The organism is Nocardia cyriacigeorgica, assembly GCF_010858045.1.
Lineage (GTDB): Bacteria > Actinomycetota > Actinomycetes > Mycobacteriales > Mycobacteriaceae > Nocardia > Nocardia cyriacigeorgica_E.
Genome location: NZ_JAAGVC010000009.1, coordinates 18,135 through 40,142 on the forward strand (window position 1 = coordinate 18,135; position 22,008 = coordinate 40,142).

Consider the following 22,008-nt stretch of genomic DNA (forward strand, 5'->3'; position numbering starts at 1 on the left):
CTACCCCCCTTCGGCTTCACGCCTGCGCTTCTCGGCGATACGCCGTCGACGCAGCGCGGCACGCCGCGGCGTCTCCCGTTCCCGCTTGCGCGGTTTCGGGCGGGCCGGGTGCGGCTTGCCGGACAGAACGTGCACGATGTCGGACAGCAAGAAATCGGCATCCGACCACCGCGGGCGGCCGTCGTTGCCGAGCATGACGAGCTCAGAATCGCCGGGTAGCTGCTGGATTCGGACCCAGATTTCGCGCAACGTCAGCAGCGGCACGCCGTGCTCGTCGTAGCGCCAGCGGTCGGTGTAGCGCAGGCCGTTGCAGTGGTGGGCAAGGTCCGCCTCGAGCTGGTCCTCGTGATCGCGGATCAGCGCCAGCAGCGTTGTTAGTTTCCCGAGTTGCCGAACCCGCACGCCTCAGCAATGGCGTTGAACAGCTCGGCGAACATCTCGGCGGCGTCCTTGTTGGTCAGCTGCGGGTATGCGGCGTGAATCTGGCTCGCCTGCCGCGGACCGAGCAGCCCGAGGCAGGTCTCGGGGTAGTTGTTCTGCGACAGCGGACGCGACACGGCCCAGTAGTCCCACAGTTCCGGCCGAGACGGCACGGTGAACTTGAATCCGCGCCAGTGGACATTGACGGTGTCGACGCCCTCGGCCTCGCGCTGTGCGGGCGACTTGGGCGCTTGGTGGTCGCGCGGCTCGGGCGCTCCTGCGGGGCGCGGACGGCGGCGACGGTTGTTGTTGGACATGTGCGGGTTCCTCTCTATGCATGCGGGTTTCATCAGTGAGTGAGGGGTGCTGGCGGCGCGGTGAACCCGCACAGGAACCGCGCCGCCAGCGGCGGCAGCCGCTACGGGGTGACTGCCGGGATCTGGCGGTCGAACACGTCGCCCGTGCCGTCGGCGAACAACTTCGTCTGGACTTCCCACTTGGTGATGTCCGACTCGTTGCGGTTGTTCGCCGGCACCCAGATGCGGGCGCGCTTGGTGGCGATGAGGCGCTCGCGGTCGCCGAAATCGCTGTCGGTCTCGAACGCAATCCAGCGGTAGACCGGCTTCGGAAGCTTCAGCTTGATGTCGGTCGAGCCCGGCCAGACCAGGCCCCGAATGACGGGGTTGTCCTCGAGCGGCGACCACGTCCGGGACAGGCCGTAGTTCCGGCCGCCCACCTTTATCAGGCCGATGCCCCAGCCGAAGAACTCGCTTTCGTCCTGCGAGCGTTCCTCGCCGAAACCGTCTTCGCCGTCGAGGATTCCGGCCTCTTCCCAGCCGGTATCGAACGCCGTGTCGACGTCGCTCGGAACGGCGGGCCGGGTTTCGCCGATCGCAAGGAATACCCTCGCGTCCGACCAGATCTTGACGTTATCGGGATCGCGTGCCATGACGGCACCTCCTTGTGTGTGTGCTCGGCCCGAATCAGGCGGGCAGAGTGCGAGAACGGGCGCGGACCGTGAACGAGGTCATTTGCCCGGCGTTGTTTGAGTCGCGAGCCTCGAGCAGCCCGGACGGATCGGTGATCGTCGCGATACCGGCGATGCGGTGCGACAGCAGTACGCCGAGGGCGGCCCCGGCTATCTCCCGGCCACGGTCGCGGCCGTTCGTCCACACGGTCACCCGCAGCAGCGGGCGCGTTTCGACAGGCCACCGCGCCGAACCGCCGTCGTCGAACACGACGACCGCCGGCGGGCTGGACGGCGACCAATTGGCGGGCAGGACCATGCCGAATGTCGGCGACGGTGCGGCGACCATTGCGGGCAGCACGGCGGCAAGGTGATTCTTCGCCGCCTTGGCCGGGTCGGCCGGTAGCCGAAGCGGTTTCACGGCTTCTGCTTGACCTCGAGGCCGGCAGCTGCCGCACCGCGGGTCAGCACGCCGTCGCGCGCCTGCTCCTCGGCGGGCACCACGACAGCGGCGGCGCCGCGGTCGGTGGTGTACCGGTCTACGTGCACGTTGTCGCTGACCGACGCCGCAGCGACGCGGATCGCGGCATCGTTGACGAGGTTCGCGAACGCATCGGATTTGAGCAGCTTCTCAATGTTGCGGTGGTTGAGCCGCACGCGAGGCGGTGCCATGGCTACCCCTCCCCTCTGCTGCACAGCGCGAGCGTGCCGGTGCGGCGGCCGGGCCGGTCGGCGCGTGGCCGCCATTGCTCGACCGCTACCCAGTAGCGCTGTCCGTCGACGGTGAGCTCGTCGGTGCCGACGAGGTCGACCGCGGGCGAGAAATACACCGTGCACTCGACGCGCTGCCCATTCCGGCCGCGGTCGAGGTAGTCGGGATTCGCGCCTGGCGCGACCGCGACCGCTGCAAGCTCGGTGTCGGTCGACGGGATCGGGTTGCCGTCGTCATCCATGCCGCCGCCGCGGTGACGGATCACCGTAATCACGGCAGCACCGCGCCCGCTGGTGGGTACCGGTAGTCGCACGGGTCGCCGAAATCGCCGCGCGGCACCGGGTCCGACGAGATACCGAGCATGCGCTCGTGCGCCTCGCTGAATATCAGCACGCCGGCCGGGGTAGCCAGCGTTCCCGAGGTCGACCACGGGCCCATGGTGTCGGCGTACGACACGTGATTGGTGAAATCAGGGCCCGCCGCGAGCGCCGCTCGTACTACCTCGAGGACGACCCGTTTTCCGACCGGGTCGTCGTCGGCGATGTCCGGGCGGCGCTCGGGGTCGCGCACCCATGCGACCGCGGCGTCGATGAGCAGCTGCGCGTCGGCTTGCTGCTCATCGGTGAGCGAGCGCCAACCACGCATGACCTCGTCGACAATGAGCAGCGGCACGACTACGCCAACTTCGCGATCAGCTCGGGCTTGGTCATGGCCTCGGCGTCAGCCGCGGTCATGCCATTGAGCACGGCATAGTCAACCCATGCCTCTTTCGGTGCGGCCTGCTTCGGCCGCTCGGGCACGGGCTCGCCGGACGGGCTCTCGGGCGGCTCGCCGACGCCGCCCTCGGCTGCGCCGCCCTCAGCTTCGACGGCCGGACCGACCACGGCCGCGGCGGCGTCGACGATCATGCCGTCGCCGATGAGCCGGTCGTAGTCGCGCTCGGACAGTTCGTCGATGACTGCGCCGCGGTAGAAATAGCGCAGGTTGCCCGCGGCGTCGGGCACGACGACCAGCGGCGCCGTAACGATCACGTTCACGGCGTCACCACACCGGTGATCTTCCACGCCGCGCGCGGCTCGAGCACGACCGGGACAGTGACACGACGCGACCGCAGCCGGTACAGGTCCTTGTCCTCGTCCCGGATGCTCTTGACCTCGACGCCCGGAATGCTGCCACCGGCCGAGGCGTAGCCCGGTCCGGCGAGCTTCTCGTCGGCCATGCCGCCGAGCTGCGTCGAGTCGACGACGAGTGCGGTATCGGCCACCGGCAGATTCGGCGTCGGCAGGAATCGCAGACCGCCGATTTCGGGGAAATTGCCGGTGTAGACCGGCGCCATGCCGTCTTCGCGCCGCAGCAGGGACGCGATCTTGTCGTCGGACATGACGTTGGCCCAGGTGAGGTCGTCGACGACGATGATGTCGGGCTCGTAACCCTCGTTGAGCGCCCGGATTTCGGCGACGACGCGCAGCACGTCGCGCAGGATCGTTGGGGTGCCGGTGTCCCACGGCGCCGAGGCGGCCGAGGTCTGGGTGACCTGCGATGCGATCGCGGCCAGCGCAACCGAGTCGATGGTCTTGACCATCTGGTTAACCATCTTCTTGAGGGCGCGGTTAACCGGGTCCATCTTCCGGCGAGCGATGGCCTCGTCGGTGATTTCGGTATCGCGGCCCCACTTGACGGTCTTCGCGACCTGCGCCGGGCCCTCGGTGATCGGGGTCAGCGGGTACTCGGCGCCGGGCGCGACGGCCTCGGGTGCACGGTCGGAGTAGATCGACTCGCCCTGTTCGTAGGCGATCGACCCGCCGACAGCGTCGTAGCGGCCCGACAGCAGCACGTCGGCGATGAACCGCTGCTCGGCGAGCTCGCGCAGGCGCCGCGCGATCAGGTTCGGTTCCTTCAGGAACCGAGAAATGGTGACGTTGTCGCCCGAAATGGTCGGCGCCGCGGGCGGATAGGTGTACGGCATAGCGTTTCTTCCTGTTCTCCCGAATCAGCGGGCGAGCTTGACGAGGACCTTGCCGCCGGATGCCGCCGCGAGGGCGACGCCGACGACGGCGGCGTAGTTGGTTTCCGAACCGATGGTCGCGACCGCGCCAGCGGCGGCCGGGATCACGGCGGCACCGGCGGCGATCGCGCCGGACGCGGTGAGCTCGTGCACGCCGCCGGACAGCACAGTGACGGGCGCGCCGGACGCGGCATCGTAGGCGGCGACGCCGAGCCACGCGGCCGAGGCGGCCGAGCTCGGGGCGACGGTGTTGTTACCGGACACGATCAGCAGCTGACCGCCGGTGACCGCGGCCGAGGTGTTGCGAGTGATCGCCTCGCCGGGCTTGAAAATTGGGGTGTGCTCGGCCATGGTCAGGCGTCCTTTCCGAACAGCGCGTCGTAAACGTCGTCGCTGTTGTCGTCGTGAATGGGTGCGGCGTGGCCGATTTCGGCCCCGACCGGGTAGACCGGCGCGAGCGCGGCCAGCACCGACGCCTCGCTCGGGTCCTTCTCGAGTCGCGCAATCCAGTTCTCTCGCTGCGCGGGCGCGATACGACCGGTGCGCACGGCGTTGTCGACCGCAGCCACACGCTCGGCGCGTTCCTGCTCGCGGCGGGCCTGGTCGCCGCGGGCGGCCTGCGTGCGCAGCTCGGCGAGCGCGGCCGACTCGATTGCGACGACGCCATCGGGCAGCTTGGCCGTCGCGGCAGCCGGGGCGGCGGGCGCGGCCGGCGTCTCGGCGGGCTGCTCCGGTGGCGCGGTCTGTCCCCACGCCTCGAGCGCCTCGTTCGCGGTCTCGATGGCATCGGGGAAGCTGTCGACGATCGGCTGCGCCAAGGCCTTGGCGTCGGTCGACTTGCCGTCCGATACGACGGCGTTCGCGGCCTCGAGCAGCGCCGGGCCGACGTCGGCCAGCACTCGCACGAAATCGACGTCGGCCGGGGTGTACGGCAGCTCGACGGGGTCGATGTTCTTCGGGCGACCGATCGCGGCGTCGAGCGCCGCGGTGATGGTCGCCTCGTCGGCATCCTCGGCGACGCCGAGGCGCTTCGCGATGGCGGCGAGTGCAGTCATGCGCGATCCCTTCTGGTTGGCCTCGGCCTCGGTGGCTGAGGGGGTCATTGGCGCGGGTGCGGCGCGGCGCCCCGCGTAGTTGAAAGCTGAGAGGTCGAACCGAGCGACCGGCGCGAGCTCGGCGGCGGGCGCCGCCTCGACACGATCGGCGAGGCCGGCCGCGACTGCTTCGGCGGCCGAGAACCACGTTTCGGCGCGCATGATTTCGCGCCACTGCTCGGCGGTGCCGCCCGCGCGCTCGGCATAAATCGAGGCGATGTTGTCGGACACCCTGTCGAGGTATTCGGCCTTCTTCCGCAGCTCGTCGGCATGGCCGCCGGTCCACGAACGCGCGTCGTGAATCATCATCTCGGCGTTGCGGCCCATGACGATTTCGTCGCCGCCCATGGCGATAAAGCTCGCCGCGGACGCCGCGAGCCCATCGACAACGACCGTGATTCGCGCGCGGTGCCCGCGTAGCGAGTTGAGGATCGCAAGGCCTTCGTAGACGTCGCCACCGGGCGAGTTGATACGCACAGTGATCGCCTCGGCGTCGATTTGCGCGAGGTCACGCGCGAACGTGGCCGACGAGGTGCCCCAGTACGGGTCGATTTCGTCGTAGATCAGCACCTCGGCGCTCATCCCACGGCCGCCGCTGTTCTTGATCCGGTACCACGGGTCGCGAGACTCGTTGTCTCGGCCGCGATTTGGTGTGTTCACCACAGCGTCAGCGCTCCATTCGGCTCGATTCGGGCACGTGCGCGCCGCGCGACGGGCGCGAGCGCGGGCGCGGCAGCAGGTTCGGGGGTGTCGACAGCGTCGGGATCCTTCGCGGGTAATCCGTAGTCCTGCCGTGCCGCTTGCTCGAGCGCCTCGTCGGGCGTGATGAGCCCGGCATCGACGAGGACTTTCAGCGCGTCGGCGGTCGCGGCCTGCCGAGTGCCGATTTCGTCGAACACCAGACGCGGCGCAGGCTCATTCGTGCCCCAATTCGCGTCGACAAGATCCTCGATGACGTGCGCTTGGGCCGTATCGCGCACCATTTCGCCGACCGTCTGCAACGACATGACGAAAAAGTCGGCGAACGTGCTTCCGAGGGCCCAGGAACCGGTCTGTGTGCCCAAGTTCAGGAAGTGGGCGAGCACCGCGCGCCCGATTTGCTCATCGTGGTAACGAATCGCCGGGTTCGCATCGGGCAGATTGCCCTCGACGCCGGCGAGCCGGAGCTTGGCTTGATATGGCGTGGCCGCGCCCGACGCCTGGCCGGATTTGTAGCTCTGCGCAATCTTCTTTCCGGCGTCGAGCTGGCGCTGATCGTCGTTCGGGCCCGCCTCGTATACCGGCACGCCCATGCCGTTGCGCTCGATCGTCTGCGCCTGCACGCGTAGCAAACGGTCCTTGATGAGCCAATGCTTGTAGGCCGGTCGCAGCAGCGAGTTACCGGTCCAGTCGCCGCCCTCGCGGTCGACGACGTATGCGACGAGCCGATCGACCGGAATCCGGGTAGCCTGCGCCGCCTCGCCGAATCCGTATTGCTCGATCGACAGCAATCCGCCGTCGCGGGCGATCTGAATATCGGAAATCGTCTCGGGCAACCGCGGGCCCAGCTTGCGCAGGTGGTACAGCCCGTCGTCGCCGACTCGGTACACCTGCTCGAAAAACGCGTGCCCGTACCGCAAGCAGCGCAGCGCCGCCGCGAGGTGCTCCTGCCACGAGAACCGGCCACGCTGGCGAGTCGGCACCTCGGCGCCGCCCTTGACCGGTAGCCCGAGGTCGGTCGCGATGTGCGCGACGACCTCGGGCCGGGCCCCGGCCGGGTCTATACGCCACTTCGTCCGCAGCACCGGCAGGGTGACCGCGCGCAGAACCGACGTGATCTGTGCATCCTGGCGCGCCATCTGGCGATACACGCGGACGTTCCGCGGCCAGCGCAGCTCGGGGGTTTCCTCCGACGACTGCCAAAACGTCGTCGAGTCGGCGCCGTAGCTCAGACCGTCGGTGCCGTAGCCGATTTCGGCTGTCGGCATCGTGAGCGGCTTGTCCATCGCGCGCACCTCCCCTCTAGAAACCTGCGACCATGAGCTCGTCCTCGACGAGGTCGCCGTCGTCGGCCTGCGTGGCGATCTGTGGCGGTCGAATATCGAGGCCGAACGTCAATAGGCCCCATCTGGCGAGCGTCACAACCTGCACTCGGGTCACGTCGCCGGCGGTGTAGTCCCAGCCGAACCGGCCGCCGCCGAGTGGTCGTTTCTTGGCCGATGCCACAGCGTCGTTGAGTCGGGCATCGTCAGCATGTGAGAGGCGTCCGGCGATGGCGTCATCGACGAAACCGACCGCAGCGTCCGCGGCTTGCGTGCCGCTGGTGATTTCCGGCTCGATACCGGCCTTTCGCAGCTTCGGCACCAGCGATGCAGCAGTCGATGACGAGTTGATGACGACCGCGCACGGGTCCCAGCGGTCCACTAGGTCGACGATCCGTTCGACCAGGCCGTCAGTTGTGCCCTGGTGGCCGATTTCGATTCGGATCCGGTCGTCGACGGTGTAGGTTGCGGCTCCAATCGCGCACGTCGAGAGGTCTTCGCTCATGTCGACTGCGATCGCGATCGGTCCGCCCACGCGCACATTCAGCTCGGCCATGTTTTCCCAAGTCGTCGGCGGCACGACAGGCTCGTGTTCCTCGGACGGGCGCGGCCATCGACCAACCGAGAGCCGCTCGACTTCCCACTTTTCGAGCTGCGCGGCGAATGTCGCCATTTCGCCTTCGATGAACTCCTCGTCGAACAGGTATCCGAGGCTCGGGTTGGCTGCTGCCCAGTTCGCGCGATCCAGTCGCCACGCCGCACGCTCGGCCGGCGACGCATCCTCGGGCGGTTCGGGCGCCGACCATTCAAGCCACAGCAGCCGTTTCTCGGACTTGCCGAGGGCACGCGCCCGAAGCGACGACCACTGGCCGCACTGCTCCTGACTGTCGGCGTCTGCGGCTGATCCGAGGTACCAAATCTGCGGGTTCGCGGCGGTGGTGAGTAGTGGAGTCAGCGCCGCGAGCGCCTCGGGTGAGCAGATCATCGCCTCGTCGACGATCAGCCGGTCGAAACTGCCGCCGCGGCCACCTTGTTTCGTCCTGGTTCGGAAGTAGATCGCCGAGCCGTTGCGCAGCGTGATCGACTCGCGCCCGTTGCCCTGCCGCGGCTGCCGCGGCATGAGCTCGCGTTGCAGCATTTCGCAGCCGTTGAACAAGGTCATGAGCTTGTTCATGGTCTTGAGTGCGGTCGCGAACTCGTGTGCGGTGTACAGGATTTGCACGCCCGGCTCGTTGAGCATCCAGCCAAGCACCACGGTCTCGAGTGAGCCGTTCTTGCCGTTCTGTCTGCTACAGAGCACGCAGACCTCGAACGCAGCCCACTTGCCGTCTGCTCGCCGTGCCATCCCGTCGCGAACGACGGTCGCCTGCCATGGCGGCAGGCGCCGCCCGGCGATATCAGCGAGGTCGATTGCGTCCTCGGCGGCGAGGTAGTCGACCGCCGTCCTCGGGCGCCAGGAAACTCTAGGTTCCTGTATCCCTACCAGCCCGTCGGCGGGCCAGCTCGTCAGCAATCGAACCTCCCGACGATCCCTGGTCGGCGGTCGAGCCGACGAGCTGGGCAACCAGCTGGCGAAGAGTGTTCGTCGCCTGCCTTGCCTCGCCGGCGGCCGAGTCGACGATCAGAACGGCGTCGTCATTGCCTTCGCGGTGACGTAGCCGAGTCCAGCAATCGACGTTGCCCGAGAGTAGCTGATCTAGCTTGTCGAGCCTGTCCGCCAGCCGGGCGGCCTCGCCGGCGAGGACGGCGCGAGGCACGTCCTGCCCCCTGTCGTCCATCAGGGCGTCCCATAGGGCCGAGCCTCGTTCGCCGAGGGTTTCCGGCCGTAGATCTGCCACCGACTCGTTCACGGGCAGTGCGCCCCCTCTCGGCATCCGCCCCCAGCGTCCGCCGGGGGAGAGAGAAATCGCCTGACTGCCACGGCCGAGTCAGGGGCCGGGGGCCTGGATTTTCACCAGGCCAGCGCGTTGCTGGTCGTATGCTGGTCCGATTGCTGGACGGTCGCCGAACCTGGCACGCGCGTCGGGGCCTCGTACCAGCGCTTAACTACCTGCTGCATCCACCAGGGCCGCTCGGCCTTGGCGCGCGCCATGACGACGTCACGGCCAGGGTCGACAACCACGACCTTCGCGCCCTTGCGCCGGTAGTCGGCGACGAGCCTCGGCGAGGGCGTCGAGTGGATCACGTAGACGTCGACCATGCCGGCCAAACCGACCGCGGTGTCGATCGCGGCCCGCCTTGCTGCCTTGGTGACCTTCTTCAGTGCGTCCGGGTGATCGTGGCCGGCCGCGTCGTCGCGCACGCTGAGTGCCTGCGCCAGCCGATCGAAGTCGATCACGATGTCGTCGGGCCCGGCCTGCGAGCGGCACCATGTGCTCTTGCCGGCGGCCGGCGGTCCGATCACGAGGTACAGCATTCAGTCACCCCAGGCGAGTGCGTTGCCGTTGTGGCCGCCAGCCATGCGGACGAGTGCCGGCCGCTGGTGGTCGCGCGAACCATCGCCGCGGGCCTTGTTGCACAGGTCGTGCAGTAGGCGGTCGGCGATGGTGCCACCGTGGGCGCGGGCGTGGCTGTGATCGGCAGCGAGGGCGCCGCCGTCCGGGTTGCGGGCAGCGTCGCGGTACATCGGTTCGCCGCACCACCAGCAGCGGTCGCCATCGCGGTGACGGGCGAGTAGGCGTGCCCGCTCCTGCTGGTGACGCCAGCCGAGGCCGCGCTGCGTTGTGGTGCGACGTGCGACCATCTCAGACGACGACGATGTGCGTCACTTCGCGCGCGAGCTTGTCGGCCGCGGCGCGCCGATGCTTGGCTGCGCGGGCTCGGACGTTCGCAGCGTCGTTCCGGTGTTGCCGCTCGAGGTACGGGCCGAGCGAGCCGTCGTGTATCTCGGCCATGCGGTCGAGGTGGTCGGCGATTGCGTCGCATTCCTGCGCGGCGATCTCGTGTCCCTCGGCGGTCAGGTCCGGCAGGTTCATCGTCCGTACCCCATCGGGCGCCGCGGTGGCGGGTCGATGCGGTCGGCGAGGTTGCGCAGCACGCCCGCGAGGTACCGGCTCACCATGTCCAGTAGCCGATCGGTGCGTGATACGGCGCCTCGAGCGTGCGTACCGGGTGGCAGCGCAGCATGGCGACGATGGCGGCGAGCGTGTCCATTACTCGGTTCCTTCGCTGGTTGGTTCGGCGTAGACGAGCTCGAGCTCGTACCGCACGCCGGTCTCGGATTGCGCGCGCTTGGCGAGCGCGGTTGCCTCGTCGAGGTTCTCGTGCACGGTGCCGCCGTCGTAGTCGGCGATCCATGGGCCCTCGACGCGCTCGCGGCGGGCGATGCGGTAGCCGATTAGTTCCATTACGCCGCCTTGTGGTGCGCCCACGCGAGCGCGATGTCCTCGGCAAGGCCGTCGAGCACGTTCGGGATTCCGATCACGCTCGCGAACGCCTCGCAGTGGGCACGCGCGACCTCGATGCAGTAGGCGATGACGTGGGCGCAGTGATCCATCGTGCGGGCTCCTCATGGTGTGGGGTTCGCAGCGCGCAGCGTGCCCCCCGGCGTATGGATGCGCCGGGTTGCGGAGAGTCGGGGGTCTCTCCCTAGGTGCTTGCCGTGCTTCGATGCGGTTTGACGCGCTGCGAACGATCAGGGGTCAGACCCGCGGCGGCCAGTTCCAGTGGCCGGGGGTCGGTTCGGACGCCCAGGGCACCATCTCTTTGTGCGACGTCCCGTTCGGGTAGATCACGAACAGGTCCGCCGCGGCAGCGGGGTGTATGCCCGTGACGATCGCGGCGACGGTCTGGGATGGATGCTCGCCGCCCGGCGTGCCGTAGGTCTGGAAATGGACCGTGCGGCCGATCGTCGGTAACGGGCTCATCAGATGAACACGCCGATCACGGCGACGGCGATCTTGCCGGCGACGATGGCGACCTCGGTCCAGGGGACCGCGGTGAGGGCAGCGGAAAGCGTGGACAGCACGACGGTGCTCCTTGCGATGCGAGAGTGGCGCCCGGACGTGGGCATGAGAAAACCGCCGTGACGTCGGATCTTGGGGTCGCGTCGTCAGCAGCGGTTTCGAGTCTCACTGTACAACATGCTGTCGAGTTGATCGACAACGTTGCAGGTCAGGACGTCGTGTTGGCCCATTCCTGTTGATAGTCGGGGTGATCCGACCAGATTGCAGCGACCCGCCTGTGCATCAGCGCCCAGGTTGAGTCGGGCTCGCCCGTGTGGTTGTAGAAGTGCGCAACCTCGCCCATGAGCCAGTGAATCACCGCGCACTGCCGCAGTACGCGTGCCGGATCCGCCTCATCCTCGGCGAGGCGGGCCTCGATGAACTCCTCGATGGACACCGGCGCCCGCTCGTCGAGCCGCTGCTTGAGCCGGTTCCATCCGGCGTCGACGTCGTCGGGCCCGGACGCTGCGAGGAAGTACTCGCCGAGCGCTTTGAATCCGGCGGCCACCAATTCGCGCTCGTCGACCAACTTCCCGCCGATCACGAGCCATGTCCGGCGCCGTCCGTTCGGCTGGTCGACGGTCAGGGCCCCGTCCTCGGCGAGCTCGCTCGGCGACGGTTGTTCGTGCCACTGCCCGATCTGCCGCCATTCGCGGTCCCACGCACGCCAGAGCGGGCGCGGGTCGGGCGCGTCGTCCTCGTAGTGGCTTTCAAGCGCAAACCGATCGCCGCCGTGCGGTTGGTAGGTCATGCTGCCGATCCTCTCTGGTTGCGGGCGGCGTACGCCAGCACGTCGCCGAGTCGGTACACCTGCGGGTCGCCGGGCGCGATCTGCCGGTCGGTGATGCGCACGCCGCGGTCGTCGGTGTGCTGCCAGCCGCGCGGGGTGATCCTGTGGTCCTTCGCCCACCGGTACAGCGTCGGTTTCGGCACCGGTGCGCCGATCGCGGCCGTCAGCCGCACGAGGTCGGCGACGGTGTAACACTGCGCCTCGGCGAGCGCGCGGGCCTCGGCCTCGATCGTGGCGACCTCGAATTGCGTTCGGCAGCTGGCGCGCCCGCACCTCACCCACGGTTGCGGGCGGCCTGTTTCGTCGTCGATGTCGACGCGCAGCTCGTACCCGCATGTCTCGCCGCGCGGCAACGTCGCCGGGCACGCGCCGAGGTAGCGGCGCTCGGGCGGTCGATCGACCAGGCGCTCGAGCGCGTCAACCGCGCGGGTGATGTCGTGGAGCAGCTCGCCGGCGGCCTCGTGTGCGCGTAGGGCGCGGTGGTGCCCGGCGAGCCACACCGCGGCTTGAGCGACGACGCCGGGCGCGGTAGCGGGCAGGGCCGCGCCGGTGCGGTCGTCGGTGTGCGGGCTGCGCTGCGCCTCGGTGAGGCCGACGAGCGCCGGGCCGCCGATGTAGGGCTCGACGCCGTGATCCTCGGCGAGTAGCCGCGCCCATGTGGTCACGGTGTTGCCGATGGCGGCGAGTTCGTAGTCGCCGACCATGGCGGCACCGACGGGTGTCCATACCTCGGCGGACCCGGCCGGTTGCACGGGCAGCGGCACCTCGCCGCCGCGTGATTTCGTCGCGGTCGCCGCGGCGTTGCGGCCGAGGCCTGCGCGGGTGATCGCGAGCTCGTCGAGCAGCGCGGGCACGCGCAGCAGGGCGTCGGCGATGCTCTGGCCGCAGGTGCGGCACAGCGGCGCGGAATCGCCCACCGGTCGGGCGCAGCGAACGCACTCGGGCTTGCTCATCGGCGCACCCCGATCGCCGCGAGCAGGACGGCGACAAGCGACTCGCCGGCGCGCCGGAGGTACCCGCTCGTGAGCACGGTGTCGCCGTGGTCGTCGATGTAGTAGTCGCGGCCGTAGATCATGGGTCGGCCGTCGGGGATCTGCTCGACCGGCACAGGCGACGGCTCGTCCGGCTGCTCACGCAATCGGGCCTCGCGGATGCGGTGGGCACGCTCGAGCGAATCCAGCCACGGCGTCGGACGTTTCTCCATGGGGTCACGCCTCCTGCTCGGTCCATGTGATTTCGAGCCACAGCGCGCCGGGTCGACCGCGCTCGGCGGGGTGGATGACGGGCTCGGGGGTCGATACGTGCCGGGTCGAGTCGTCGGGCACGAATCCGTAGCCGGAATGCACGACGGGCCCGCGCTTGCGGCCCATGACGACTTTCGGCGGGGTGAGCCCGTCAACCACGGCCTTGACGGTGGGCGCGAGGTTGATTGAGTCGCGGGCGCGGTTGTCGCGTGGCCGGTAGTGCAGCGTGATCGTCGCCGTGTCGACGTTCTTCGGCAGGCGAGCGGCCTTGGCGAGGGTGACGACGGTGTCGCGTATGTCGCGGATCTTCTCGGCCTTGGCGAACCGCGCCCCGCGGCTCGCGCCGTTGTCGTTGAGCGACAGCGGCGGCCGAGACCATGGCAGCGCGATCGTTGCGGACGTCATTCGGGCGCACCTTCCGGGTAGTGGACGCGTTCGGCGTCGAGCAGGGTTGAGGCGGCGGCGAATTCGCGGTCGTCGCCGTGTAGCAGCGGCAGCACATCGGCCGATCGGAATATCGGCGGGTGCTTGTCCGGCCAGTTGCGGGCGTACGCCTCGACGACGCCGACGATCACCGGGCCGGTGCACGGCATCGGGGCGGCCTGCGAGGTCATAGCCCGAATTCCCACCGGTTGATGTGGACGCCCTCGAGGTCCGAACTGCGCAGCAGCATCGCGTCGTCGCCCCCGTACGCGACGAGGCACGACGGCGCGCCCGCGTTTCCGTGGGCGCGGCTGCCATCGGGTAGGTGGAAATGCAGGCGCCCGTACAGGAACAGCACCGCCGAGGCGCGGGCCCAGACATGCTCGACGAACCAGCGCGTTTCGGTGCGCGCGAACACGAGCGCGGTGCCCTGCCCGTGGTCGGCAAGCTTGTCGAGCCAGCGAGCGATATCGGCGTATGGCGGGTTGAGCCACACGCGGCCGTTCCACGGTGCAGCGAGGCCGTCGTCGGGTGGGGCGATGTGCTCGCGCGCGGTGTCCCATGGCCGGTCGTTTGCCGCACACGGGTCGAGGTCGAACGTTCCGAGCGCGTGAATGATGCCGGGCGGGGTCAACCACACATTCGAGCCGCTGCGCGCCGACTCATGCGCGCCGAGGGAGGTCATTTGGCCACCTCTCGCCGAGACAGTTCGGTGATGGTGCGCTGAGTCCGAGCGACTTCCTCGCGCTGGAATACGGCGTCAAGGGCGTCGATTGTGAGGTGCAACAGGGCTCGGCCGCGGCGGATCGGGCGGCGCGGGCGGCGCCCTTCTGGGTAGAGCAGTCGCCAGACGTACTCGCGGGACGCCCACCGGCGAAGACGAGGGCCGGTCATTGCCCGGCCCCCTGCTCGGGCTCGGGCGTTCTCCCGCTCGAGGTCGCCGTCTCTTCCTGGTCGGCGTCGCAGCCGGGGCAAGAATCGGTCAGGTAGTAGTCGTGCGGGCAGAAAGTGCGCGACGCGACCGCGCGGCCGGGCCCAGAGATGAAGAAATCCGGCCACCGGCACACATCGGCTTTCGTCGGCGCGTCCTTGGCGAGCACCTCGGCCGGTGGCCGCGGGATCGCGAGATGCCGCGCGTAGAGGTCGCGAATCTGCGAGGCGTCCCAACCGCTGATCGTGATTCCGCACGCACAGGCGGCGCGCACCCGCGGCCGTCCGCCGAGCTGGCCGCGAGGTGCGATCGGGCCGAGCTGGCACGGGGTAACGTCAATCACGGTCAGCCACCTCCCGCAGCTCGTAGACGCGGTATTCGGTGTCTGGGTCCTCGGCGGTCACCTCGGCGAGGAACACGCGGGCAAGGGCGAAGTTGGGGTGCGTGATCTCGCCGTCGTCGTAGGTGATACGGAACTGTCCCTTGTCCTGCCAGCCGACGACGTAGCCCGCCGGGGCATGGTCTCGGCACGGCTCGGACTCCACCGGCTGACCGCACACCGAGCACACCAGCCCGCCCGGTGGCGTCTCGTCGGACCACACCTCGCGGTACGGCAGCTCGGCCTCCAGCTCGGTGGCACGGGTTTGCCAGTGCCGCCGCGACTCCCACATGGACCTGATGGTGCGGCGCGCATTACGGGCATAGAGCGACAGGCGGGCGCGCTCCATCTCGGCGTCGGCCAGCGCGGCGACATGATCCTCCAGCTCGGCGACGCGGGCGCGCAGCCGGTCCCGCTCGTTCAGAGCGGCACTGAACCGCGCCACGGTTTTCGACACCGCCTCGGCTGCTTGGGCATCCGCAGCCTCCAGCTCGGCGACACGGGCGCGGAGGGCGCACGCCTCGGTGACCAGGCCGTGGCGATGCAATTGACCCTTCTCTGCGCGCTCACGCCACAGGTCCCGCTCGGCCTCCAGCTCGGTGATGCGGGCGCGGGCCTCATTGAGCAGCGCGCGCGTTTCGTCGGCGTCAGTCTCGGCGGCGTTGCGTAGCCGGACGAGGTCGGCGACGGTGTCGCGCAGGTTGTCGCGCTCGGCAATCAGATCATCGACGGTTGGCAGCCCCAGCTGGTCGGCAAGGGTCCGCCAGGCGCGGGCCATCATCTCGGCGAGACGAGCCTCGAGCTGCTCGTCGGGCAGCGGGGCGGAGGTCTGGTCACTCGTCATCGGTCGCCGCCTTCGGGTAGTCCTCGATGCCGCGGACGGATTCCGGCACTGTGGCGAGCTCGGCGACGGCGAACGCTACGTCGGGGTCCGGCGCTTGGTCGTAGTAGGCCGCGGCGATCTTGTCGCGCTGCCGTTCCGCCTCCGCTTTGGGCAGGACGTCGGTGTAGACGACCTCGACATCGCCGGGCCGTTCCAGGTTGTGTGCGAGTACAACCCAGCCTCGGAGCACACTGAGCTCAGGCATTGGTCGCCCCCTCGACGCGCACGAACGAGCGGCCGGTGAGGCGCTCTGGCGTCATGGACGTTTCGCGCATTGGCTCGGTGGTCCGGCCGTCGCCGTGGTCCTGGCGGACGACGATGCAGTGCACGGTCGCGCCGTATCGGTCGATTTCGATGCGGTCGACGCGCAGCGTGCGGATGTTGCTCGCGCGGTTGTCGCGGTAGTGCTCGCCGACGGTGACGGCGTCACCCTTGGCGGTGACGTAGGTTCGCGGGTTCTCGGGCATGTGCGGGTTCCTGTTCGTTGTTGGGTAGGTCATGGTTTGGCGCCGAGGCCGACTGGCTTGCCGGTCATGCGGGCGAGGCACGGGATCCGCTGCTCGCGGCCGAGTGCCGACGTGCACGGGTCGCCGGTCGCGGCCTTGCACTTCGGGCATGCGCGGCGGATCGCGTCGTTGGTTTCGTAGGCGGCCGGGACGGCGCGGCCGGTCGCGTTGATCGGTAGCCCGGCGTATCCGGCGCCGGCGGGCAGCTGCGCCGCTTCGGCGTGCACCTGTGCGGCCTTGTCGCGTTCGGCGCGCTGGCGCCGGGACTCGCGGGCGTGGTGCAGCAGGTCGCCGATGCCGATCGTGCGGCCCTCGGTCTCGCTCTCGTAGTAGCGGATGACGCCCTCGAGCAGGTCCGGCGTGCCGAGCTCCCAGCGGTCGATGCTCTCGGCCCAGGCGGCGAGGCGGGCGGCGTCCGGGTCGCCGAGCTTGTCGTCGTAGATGCGTGCGCGGGACCAGGCGGCCGCGGCGGCACGCATAGCGGCGTCGCTGGCGGCGATTTCAGCTCCCATGGGTCAGTCCCTCTCGAATCAGCTGTTCGGCTATCTGCGTGGCGTCCAGGGCGCGGTCTGTGGGCTTGCTGCGCCCGCGCCGGGCCGACTTCGTGGCGGCCTTGTGGATGAAGCTCGGGATCTGGGATGTGGCGCTGATGGGCGACTGATGCCATGCGGCGAGGCCGTGGGCGATCTGCTCGGGCGGGACGCCGGAGGCGAGGCACTCGTCGACGCGCTGCGCAATGTCGGTCAGGACCTTGCCGGGAACGTTGCCGCCGACCTCGCGTTCGTATTCGCGGGCGATGGCGTGCGCCTCGACAGAGTGCGCAGTCGCGTTGAGTCGCGCGGCGACGTCGTACCGCCCCCGCTGCGATTGGAGCTGGACGAGTTCGCCGCCGGTGTTCCGCCCTCCCGTTTCGCGTTCGCGCGCGCGGTCGTGAGTTGCGTTTGAAACGGGGGTATTAGGAGTTGCGTTAGCAACTCCCTGTAGGGAGGGGAGGGACGTAGTCCCGACCCTCCCTACGGTCGGGTCGGGGGTAGAAAACTCACGCGTGTTGTCACGCGTGACATGCTGCGTGACAACATCACCCGAACCGTCTTCTACCTGCGACGATTCCGAATGCCCGTGCTCGTCGCCGTAGACGCCCCTCTCTCGTGAGCCTTCCCAATGCTGGGCAGTCTCGTCACTAACGGAAGTGTCACGCGTGACAGACCGTGTGACACGCGGCGAACTCGACTGTGACTCACTGCGTTTCTTCTCACGTGCTGCGCGCGAACGCCGCTGTCGGTCACGCGCCATTTCACGGCGTCGCTTGACCGCGTCGCTCGTCTCCTGATACTCGCCCCAATCGTGAAATTGGTACCCGCCGGCGACCCGCTCCCAGAGCCCGGCGTCAACGAGCTCGTCGGCCGCTTCGACGCTGCCGAGCATGCGCAGCATTGGCGGCGAGACGAACCCGTCGGTGAGGTGCTGGCACGAATACGAGCCAGCGCGAACCCAAGTAGCGATGGCGTCGGCCGACAGGACAGCCGTTTTCGGATGCGACCAGAAACCGTCGTCGACCTTGAACCACGTCACCTATGGCACCTCCCCCACGTCGAATAGTGGCCCGTAGTGCTGCGCCTCGATCGCGGCCCGTTCGGCAGCCTCGGCGCCGCGCCGCGCCTCACGATCGGCGGCACGCTGCTGTGCGGGCGTGACCTTTTCCGAGCACGAGTACCGGCCGTGCGTGCCCGTCCATTCCGCCGGCGTGCGCTCGGTGAGCGCGATCAGGATCAGTGGACAATCCTCGCCGTCGTCATTGACGCAGCGGCGAGCGTCGTTGCCGCCGCCCTCGCACTCGTTGAAGTTCCAGATCTCCCACTCGGCCGAGTTGGAGAACGGGCGCCCACCGCGGGCGCCCTTCTCGTATTCCGCGTACGACCTCACGGCGTCGTCTCGCCGCCCGTGGCGTGAGCCTCTGCCTCGGCGACGCCGACAACTGTCGCCTCGGCGACGGTGTCGAGCCGTTCGCCCTCGGGGTTTTCGAGGTACCGGGTCAGCGCGACGGCCTCGTCGGCGGTGAGCTCGCGGGCCGAGTTGATCTGACGGCCGAACTGCTCCGAGAGGTACTTGCGCTTGCGAACCGCGCTGTTCAATCCCTCTCGCTCGAGCAGCGACGACAGCCGTTGCAGCTGCTCACGCGTCGCGGGCTCGGGCGCCGGTTCGCTGGCGGCGTCGACGGATGGCTCGTCGACCGGCGCAGTGTCCGGTTTCTCGCCCTCGGATGCGTCGGCGTCGGCCGGGCCGCCGTCTGCGGCCTGCCACTGCTGCACCCGCGGCGCCTCGGGCTGGTCGGCCGTGGGCTCGCCCCCGGACTCGGCGAGCAGTTCGTCAGCCGTGATCCGTTCGGACTTCACGCGCACAGGCTCGGGCCCAGCGTCGCGCGCCTCGGCGACCTCGGAGATTCCGAGCAGCACCTCGGGCGCGGTTCGGCGGCAGCACTCGGCGGTAGCGCGGGCGTAGAGCATGTTCTGCGGCTCTTTGCGGTACATCTCGTTCGTCTTGTCGTAGCCCGCGGCGCGTACGCGGTCCATATCCCAGACCGACTCTTCGTAGTCGTCCTCGGCGGCGCCAGCACGCCAGCCACGCACGACGCACCGCTCGGCCGAGCTCTCGATTGTCTTGACCGTGTGGCCTTTGACCGAGAGCGCTGCCTTCATCACGATCGCGTACGTGCTCGGTCGTCCGTGGATGATGAACACGTTCTGCATGGACTGGATCGCGTCGAGGTAGAGCCGCGAGCCATAGAGGATCGCGATCGCGCCGTCTTCGGGCTTGCCGCGGAAGTCCTTCGGCGCGAATGCGGTTTGACACACCGATTTTGCGATCGTGTACGCGGCATCGAGGGCTTGCACCTGCTGTTGCAGGTCGGACACGATCGCGGCCGTCATTGGCACGGGGGCGTATCCGCTGCCGGTCGCGAGCTCGAGTTCAGTGCTGGTCATGATGCGTATTCCTCCTGCTTGTAAGCCCATCTGGACGGTTCGATTCGGGTGCTGTGGTCGCCGTCGCCGCGGCTCGGCCAGTGGCCGGACTCACGGCACGCGGCGTAGATGTCGATCGCGCGCCGATTGCGCTCGGCAGCGCGCTCGAAATAGCGGTCGGAGAGGTCGACGACGTATGGCTCGTATGGCGGCTCGTCGCAGATGACGGCGAACTCGAACGCCGTCGTGACGCCATGTGCGGCGAACGCCGCTTGATACCAGTCCTGCTGACAGTCGTAGCCGTACTTTTCGACGCTCGCCCGGAACTCGTCGGGGCCCTCGGCTCGCGACTTCTTCACGTCGAGAATCAGCGCCGTTCGTTTGTCGATCCAATGGACCCAGTCGGCGCGGGCCCGCAACATCACGCCGGTGATCGGGTCGCGGTGGTAAACCGACAGCTCGGGCTCACCCGAGGCCAGCCAGCGGCGAACACGCTCGTGGTTGCGCAGGTTCTCGGCCGCCTGGTGGACGGCGTCGAAATCCTTCGGGCGCAGCGGTATGCCGCCCGCCCCGCGGATCTCGGCTACGCGCGCCTTGGCGTCGGTGCTCTGCCACTTGTCGAATCCGGTATTGACCGGCGGTGCACCGACGCCGAGGACGAGCGTGTGCACGGCCGTGCCGAATTCCATGTCCGGCGACGGTGCCGGCGGGTGCTCCTGCTCGTATCGCCACCGGTGCGGCGACAGCTTGAGCAGCTGCCGCGCACCGGTTGACGACAGCGAATCGCGGTCGCCGTGGTAGACGTCCTCGGGCACACCGGCGTACAGACCGGGCTCGGTTGGCGCGCTCATCCGACGCCCGCCGCGGTGAACTTGGTCTGTTTGGGTGTGAGGCTGACTACTGCGAGGATTGCGTCGGCGACCTCGCGCCGCACGGTCTTCGTGCGCGGCGACGCCACTGCCACAACGGCAGACTTGGTGAGCCCGGCCGCCTGCCCAATCTGCCCGTATCCGACGTCGAATACCTCGCGCAGTGCGTCGATGTGCGCCTGCACCGGCCGGGCAGATACGCGGTCGCCGCGGGCGAGCAGTCGGCACTCGGCGCACTGTTGCAGGTTGTTGACGGTGTCGAATTCCTTGCCGCAGTCATCGCACTTGCGCAACGGCCGGTGCGGTTTCCCGGTCGCGTACTCGACGAGCTGGCGGCGCTCGGTGGGTAGATAGAAACCTGCGAACACGCCGTCGGTGGTGCGCGCGCTGGTCGCCAGCGCCGCGCACTGTGCCCGGACCGGGCACTCAAAGCACACCGCGCGTGCGTCGCCGACGGCGTCGATGTTGAGCGGGAACCAGATCTCGGGATCCTGGCCTCGGCACGCGGCGCGGTGCTGCCATGTCTGAGTCGGCATCACGACGCCCCCGCCCGGTCATCGAGCCAGCGATCGCGGGCACGGTCCCACTCGTCGCCCCAATCGGGCTCGTCGTACTCGGAGCCGTCGACCTCGTCGTCGAGGATGTCGGCGTATTCCTCGGCGAGGTCGTCGTCGGGATCACACCCACACGGCGAGCCGTCGATCGTCCAGTGCCAGGCGCAGGGTCCCGGCTCGCCGGGGTCGTGTCGCTGGTCGGGGTCGCACTCCTCGCACCCGCCGCCGCTGCACCAACCGCACACGTCGACGGTCACGACGCGCAACGCGCCGTTGAGGTAGTCGGCGATGGACTGCCCGGCGCCCATCACCAGCACGCCGGCGAGCGCGCCGCCGACGATCGCGATCTGAATGACGTGTTCGAGTTGGCTCACTTGCCCGCCTTCCTGATTCGGGAATGCCGGGCGGCCACCGCGCGCAGGTGGTCGATACGGCGCTGATAGTTGGCGGCGGCGAGTTCGTGGACTGCGTTCGCGATTTCGAGCTGCGCGCGCAGACGGTGAATCTCGTCGATGTGGGCGGCGCGCTCGACGTCGCCGATCGAGTACTCGCTCATCGGGCACCCGCCATCTCGCGGGCGCGGTCGATGTCGTAGCCCGCGCGCTCGCGGTCGAGTGCCTTGCCCTTGTCGCAGGTGGCGAGGATGATTGTCGACCCGGCGATGTGGTATTCACCCCACGGGTCGGGGACGAAACACCGGTGCCCGCAGAATTTGCAGTACGGTCCCATCACTGCTCACCGCCCATCCGCAGCGCGTAGTCGAGCTCGTTGATGGGACGGCCGCCGTCGATTTCGACGTCGACGGCCTGGTCGAGCTCGGGCCGGTCGTCGGGCTCGCAGCGGCACGCCTCGCCGCCGCAGGCCGCGCACACGATCGGCGGCCAGACCTTGCGAATGACGACCGCGGCGGCGACGCTGAGCACGACGAACAGCTCGGCGGCGAGGAACACGTAGCCGAGGTTCATTCGGTCACCTCGCCGTATCCGATGCGGCGCAGCACCTCGGCGTGATCGCGGGTATCGGTGCAGCTGTAGAGCGTCTGGCCCCAGTCAGACACGACGCCGAGCGGGTCGCACGGCAGCGCGTATGTGGTGACGCCGTCGTAATCCGCGGTCGCGATGATGATGTGGCGGACCGGACCGGCCTCGGTGTCGAACGGCGGGTCGAGCTGGTAGACGCGGGCCTCGGGCAGGAACGGGATCCGAGCGTTGACCATGGCGCGGACGTCGAGGCGCCTCGCGGTGCCGGTGGCTCGGTCGATTGAGTGGGTCACGGTATGCTCCCTTGTTGTTGGGTAAGTGGGTGG

General features: G+C 68.8%; 41 protein-coding genes. All 41 read right to left on the bottom strand.

The genetic code is table 11. The annotated features are described in order from the left end of the window. The 41 genes from GV790_RS11190 to GV790_RS11385 all read right to left on the bottom strand — a co-directional run bounded on the left by GV790_RS11190 (position 1) and on the right by GV790_RS11385 (position 21,975). Positions 1-402 (bottom strand): hypothetical protein, encoded by a 402-nt coding sequence (locus GV790_RS11190; protein WP_163813295.1) that lies wholly within the window; start codon positions 400-402, stop codon positions 1-3. Then, positions 375-737 (bottom strand): hypothetical protein, encoded by a 363-nt coding sequence (locus GV790_RS11195; protein WP_163813296.1) that lies wholly within the window; start codon positions 735-737, stop codon positions 375-377. Before GV790_RS11195 ends, GV790_RS11190 begins: the two co-directional genes overlap by 28 nt. 101 nt (positions 738-838) lie before the next feature. After that, the gene (locus GV790_RS11200; protein WP_163813297.1) at positions 839-1,369 is read right to left on the bottom strand and encodes a hypothetical protein; all 531 of its coding nucleotides are present in this window, start codon (positions 1,367-1,369) and stop codon (positions 839-841) included. A gap of 34 nt (positions 1,370-1,403) precedes the next feature. Beyond that, positions 1,404-1,808, bottom strand: a complete 405-nt coding sequence (locus tag GV790_RS11205) for a hypothetical protein (RefSeq protein ID WP_163813298.1) — start codon at positions 1,806-1,808, stop codon at positions 1,404-1,406. After that, positions 1,805-2,044: a hypothetical protein gene (locus tag GV790_RS11210; RefSeq protein WP_163813299.1), complete on the bottom strand. Its 240-nt coding sequence runs from the start codon at positions 2,042-2,044 to the stop codon at positions 1,805-1,807. The genes GV790_RS11205 and GV790_RS11210 overlap by 4 nt, the downstream gene beginning before the upstream one ends. Before the next feature lie 17 nt (positions 2,045-2,061). Next, positions 2,062-2,373, bottom strand: a complete 312-nt coding sequence (locus tag GV790_RS11215; RefSeq protein WP_163813300.1) for a hypothetical protein — start codon at positions 2,371-2,373, stop codon at positions 2,062-2,064. Continuing rightward, positions 2,370-2,771, bottom strand: coding sequence for a hypothetical protein (locus GV790_RS11220; protein ID WP_163813301.1), 402 nt, complete (start codon positions 2,769-2,771; stop codon positions 2,370-2,372). Before GV790_RS11220 ends, GV790_RS11215 begins: the two co-directional genes overlap by 4 nt. Before the next feature lie 2 nt (positions 2,772-2,773). Further along, entirely contained in the window at positions 2,774-3,136 is a 363-nt protein-coding gene (locus tag GV790_RS11225; protein ID WP_163813302.1) for a hypothetical protein, read from the bottom strand. Beyond that, on the bottom strand, positions 3,133-4,065 hold the full coding sequence (locus tag GV790_RS11230) for a phage major capsid protein (RefSeq protein ID WP_163813303.1): 933 nt from the start codon (positions 4,063-4,065) through the stop codon (positions 3,133-3,135). Before GV790_RS11230 ends, GV790_RS11225 begins: the two co-directional genes overlap by 4 nt. 24 nt (positions 4,066-4,089) lie before the next feature. Then, on the bottom strand, positions 4,090-4,455 hold the full coding sequence (locus GV790_RS11235) for a capsid cement protein (protein WP_163813304.1): 366 nt from the start codon (positions 4,453-4,455) through the stop codon (positions 4,090-4,092). Positions 4,456-4,457: 2 nt separating this feature from the next. Beyond that, the gene (locus GV790_RS11240; RefSeq protein WP_163813305.1) at positions 4,458-5,861 is read right to left on the bottom strand and encodes a head maturation protease, ClpP-related; all 1,404 of its coding nucleotides are present in this window, start codon (positions 5,859-5,861) and stop codon (positions 4,458-4,460) included. After that, the gene (locus GV790_RS11245) at positions 5,855-7,183 is read right to left on the bottom strand and encodes a phage portal protein family protein (RefSeq protein ID WP_175585860.1); all 1,329 of its coding nucleotides are present in this window, start codon (positions 7,181-7,183) and stop codon (positions 5,855-5,857) included. Before GV790_RS11245 ends, GV790_RS11240 begins: the two co-directional genes overlap by 7 nt. Positions 7,184-7,199: 16 nt before the next feature. Beyond that, a complete protein-coding gene (locus GV790_RS11250; protein WP_163813306.1) occupies positions 7,200-8,732 on the bottom strand; it encodes a hypothetical protein in 1,533 nt (510 codons plus the stop codon). Then, positions 8,683-9,069, bottom strand: a complete 387-nt coding sequence (locus tag GV790_RS11255) for a hypothetical protein (RefSeq protein WP_163813307.1) — start codon at positions 9,067-9,069, stop codon at positions 8,683-8,685. Before GV790_RS11255 ends, GV790_RS11250 begins: the two co-directional genes overlap by 50 nt. Positions 9,070-9,170: 101 nt before the next feature. Then, positions 9,171-9,635 (bottom strand): AAA family ATPase, encoded by a 465-nt coding sequence (locus tag GV790_RS11260; protein WP_163813308.1) that lies wholly within the window; start codon positions 9,633-9,635, stop codon positions 9,171-9,173. Further along, a complete protein-coding gene (locus GV790_RS11265; protein WP_163813309.1) occupies positions 9,636-9,962 on the bottom strand; it encodes a hypothetical protein in 327 nt (108 codons plus the stop codon). Position 9,963: 1 nt separating this feature from the next. Further along, positions 9,964-10,194, bottom strand: a complete 231-nt coding sequence (locus GV790_RS11270) for a hypothetical protein (protein WP_163813310.1) — start codon at positions 10,192-10,194, stop codon at positions 9,964-9,966. 177 nt (positions 10,195-10,371) lie between these two features. Then, complete coding sequence (locus tag GV790_RS11275; protein ID WP_163813311.1) at positions 10,372-10,566, bottom strand: hypothetical protein; 195 nt, start codon at positions 10,564-10,566, stop codon at positions 10,372-10,374. After that, positions 10,566-10,715 carry a hypothetical protein gene (locus GV790_RS11280; protein WP_163813312.1) on the bottom strand — a complete coding sequence of 50 codons (150 nt, stop codon included), beginning with the start codon at positions 10,713-10,715 and terminating at the stop codon, positions 10,566-10,568. The genes GV790_RS11275 and GV790_RS11280 overlap by 1 nt, the downstream gene beginning before the upstream one ends. A 145-nt stretch (positions 10,716-10,860) precedes the next feature. Beyond that, positions 10,861-11,085, bottom strand: coding sequence for a hypothetical protein (locus GV790_RS11285; RefSeq protein WP_163813313.1), 225 nt, complete (start codon positions 11,083-11,085; stop codon positions 10,861-10,863). 247 nt (positions 11,086-11,332) lie between these two features. Next, positions 11,333-11,914 carry a hypothetical protein gene (locus GV790_RS11290; protein ID WP_163813314.1) on the bottom strand — a complete coding sequence of 194 codons (582 nt, stop codon included), beginning with the start codon at positions 11,912-11,914 and terminating at the stop codon, positions 11,333-11,335. After that, the gene (locus GV790_RS11295) at positions 11,911-12,906 is read right to left on the bottom strand and encodes a hypothetical protein (protein ID WP_163813315.1); all 996 of its coding nucleotides are present in this window, start codon (positions 12,904-12,906) and stop codon (positions 11,911-11,913) included. Before GV790_RS11295 ends, GV790_RS11290 begins: the two co-directional genes overlap by 4 nt. Further along, the gene (locus GV790_RS11300; RefSeq protein WP_163813316.1) at positions 12,903-13,157 is read right to left on the bottom strand and encodes a hypothetical protein; all 255 of its coding nucleotides are present in this window, start codon (positions 13,155-13,157) and stop codon (positions 12,903-12,905) included. Before GV790_RS11300 ends, GV790_RS11295 begins: the two co-directional genes overlap by 4 nt. A gap of 4 nt (positions 13,158-13,161) precedes the next feature. After that, positions 13,162-13,602, bottom strand: a complete 441-nt coding sequence (locus tag GV790_RS11305) for a hypothetical protein (protein WP_163813317.1) — start codon at positions 13,600-13,602, stop codon at positions 13,162-13,164. Continuing rightward, complete coding sequence (locus GV790_RS11310; RefSeq protein WP_163813318.1) at positions 13,599-13,811, bottom strand: hypothetical protein; 213 nt, start codon at positions 13,809-13,811, stop codon at positions 13,599-13,601. Before GV790_RS11310 ends, GV790_RS11305 begins: the two co-directional genes overlap by 4 nt. Then, complete coding sequence (locus GV790_RS11315) at positions 13,808-14,260, bottom strand: DNA N-6-adenine-methyltransferase (protein ID WP_309138993.1); 453 nt, start codon at positions 14,258-14,260, stop codon at positions 13,808-13,810. Before GV790_RS11315 ends, GV790_RS11310 begins: the two co-directional genes overlap by 4 nt. 250 nt (positions 14,261-14,510) lie before the next feature. Continuing rightward, positions 14,511-14,894 (bottom strand): hypothetical protein, encoded by a 384-nt coding sequence (locus GV790_RS11320; protein WP_163813320.1) that lies wholly within the window; start codon positions 14,892-14,894, stop codon positions 14,511-14,513. Then, positions 14,887-15,774 (bottom strand): hypothetical protein, encoded by an 888-nt coding sequence (locus tag GV790_RS11325; RefSeq protein ID WP_163813321.1) that lies wholly within the window; start codon positions 15,772-15,774, stop codon positions 14,887-14,889. Before GV790_RS11325 ends, GV790_RS11320 begins: the two co-directional genes overlap by 8 nt. After that, positions 15,764-16,018 (bottom strand): hypothetical protein, encoded by a 255-nt coding sequence (locus GV790_RS11330; RefSeq protein WP_163813322.1) that lies wholly within the window; start codon positions 16,016-16,018, stop codon positions 15,764-15,766. Before GV790_RS11330 ends, GV790_RS11325 begins: the two co-directional genes overlap by 11 nt. Continuing rightward, positions 16,011-16,280: a hypothetical protein gene (locus GV790_RS11335; RefSeq protein ID WP_163813323.1), complete on the bottom strand. Its 270-nt coding sequence runs from the start codon at positions 16,278-16,280 to the stop codon at positions 16,011-16,013. The genes GV790_RS11330 and GV790_RS11335 overlap by 8 nt, the downstream gene beginning before the upstream one ends. Before the next feature lie 29 nt (positions 16,281-16,309). Beyond that, positions 16,310-16,831, bottom strand: coding sequence for a hypothetical protein (locus tag GV790_RS11340; RefSeq protein WP_163813324.1), 522 nt, complete (start codon positions 16,829-16,831; stop codon positions 16,310-16,312). Beyond that, on the bottom strand, positions 16,821-17,891 hold the full coding sequence (locus GV790_RS11345; RefSeq protein WP_163813325.1) for a hypothetical protein: 1,071 nt from the start codon (positions 17,889-17,891) through the stop codon (positions 16,821-16,823). Before GV790_RS11345 ends, GV790_RS11340 begins: the two co-directional genes overlap by 11 nt. Further along, on the bottom strand, positions 17,892-18,242 hold the full coding sequence (locus tag GV790_RS30535) for a hypothetical protein (RefSeq protein ID WP_175585861.1): 351 nt from the start codon (positions 18,240-18,242) through the stop codon (positions 17,892-17,894). It lies immediately after the preceding gene. After that, on the bottom strand, positions 18,239-19,300 hold the full coding sequence (locus GV790_RS11355) for a hypothetical protein (protein WP_163813326.1): 1,062 nt from the start codon (positions 19,298-19,300) through the stop codon (positions 18,239-18,241). Before GV790_RS11355 ends, GV790_RS30535 begins: the two co-directional genes overlap by 4 nt. After that, on the bottom strand, positions 19,297-20,130 hold the full coding sequence (locus GV790_RS11360) for a PD-(D/E)XK nuclease-like domain-containing protein (protein WP_163813327.1): 834 nt from the start codon (positions 20,128-20,130) through the stop codon (positions 19,297-19,299). The genes GV790_RS11355 and GV790_RS11360 overlap by 4 nt, the downstream gene beginning before the upstream one ends. Further along, a complete protein-coding gene (locus GV790_RS11365) occupies positions 20,127-20,684 on the bottom strand; it encodes a WhiB family transcriptional regulator (protein ID WP_163813328.1) in 558 nt (185 codons plus the stop codon). The genes GV790_RS11360 and GV790_RS11365 overlap by 4 nt, the downstream gene beginning before the upstream one ends. Next, positions 20,684-21,076, bottom strand: a complete 393-nt coding sequence (locus GV790_RS11370; RefSeq protein WP_163813329.1) for a hypothetical protein — start codon at positions 21,074-21,076, stop codon at positions 20,684-20,686. Before GV790_RS11370 ends, GV790_RS11365 begins: the two co-directional genes overlap by 1 nt. Beyond that, complete coding sequence (locus tag GV790_RS11375; RefSeq protein ID WP_163813330.1) at positions 21,073-21,258, bottom strand: hypothetical protein; 186 nt, start codon at positions 21,256-21,258, stop codon at positions 21,073-21,075. Before GV790_RS11375 ends, GV790_RS11370 begins: the two co-directional genes overlap by 4 nt. After that, positions 21,255-21,431 (bottom strand): hypothetical protein, encoded by a 177-nt coding sequence (locus GV790_RS30540; protein ID WP_175585862.1) that lies wholly within the window; start codon positions 21,429-21,431, stop codon positions 21,255-21,257. Before GV790_RS30540 ends, GV790_RS11375 begins: the two co-directional genes overlap by 4 nt. Next, positions 21,431-21,667 carry a hypothetical protein gene (locus tag GV790_RS11380; RefSeq protein WP_163813331.1) on the bottom strand — a complete coding sequence of 79 codons (237 nt, stop codon included), beginning with the start codon at positions 21,665-21,667 and terminating at the stop codon, positions 21,431-21,433. Before GV790_RS11380 ends, GV790_RS30540 begins: the two co-directional genes overlap by 1 nt. Next, on the bottom strand, positions 21,664-21,975 hold the full coding sequence (locus GV790_RS11385) for a hypothetical protein (protein WP_163813332.1): 312 nt from the start codon (positions 21,973-21,975) through the stop codon (positions 21,664-21,666). Before GV790_RS11385 ends, GV790_RS11380 begins: the two co-directional genes overlap by 4 nt. Positions 21,976-22,008 lie beyond the last annotated feature (33 nt).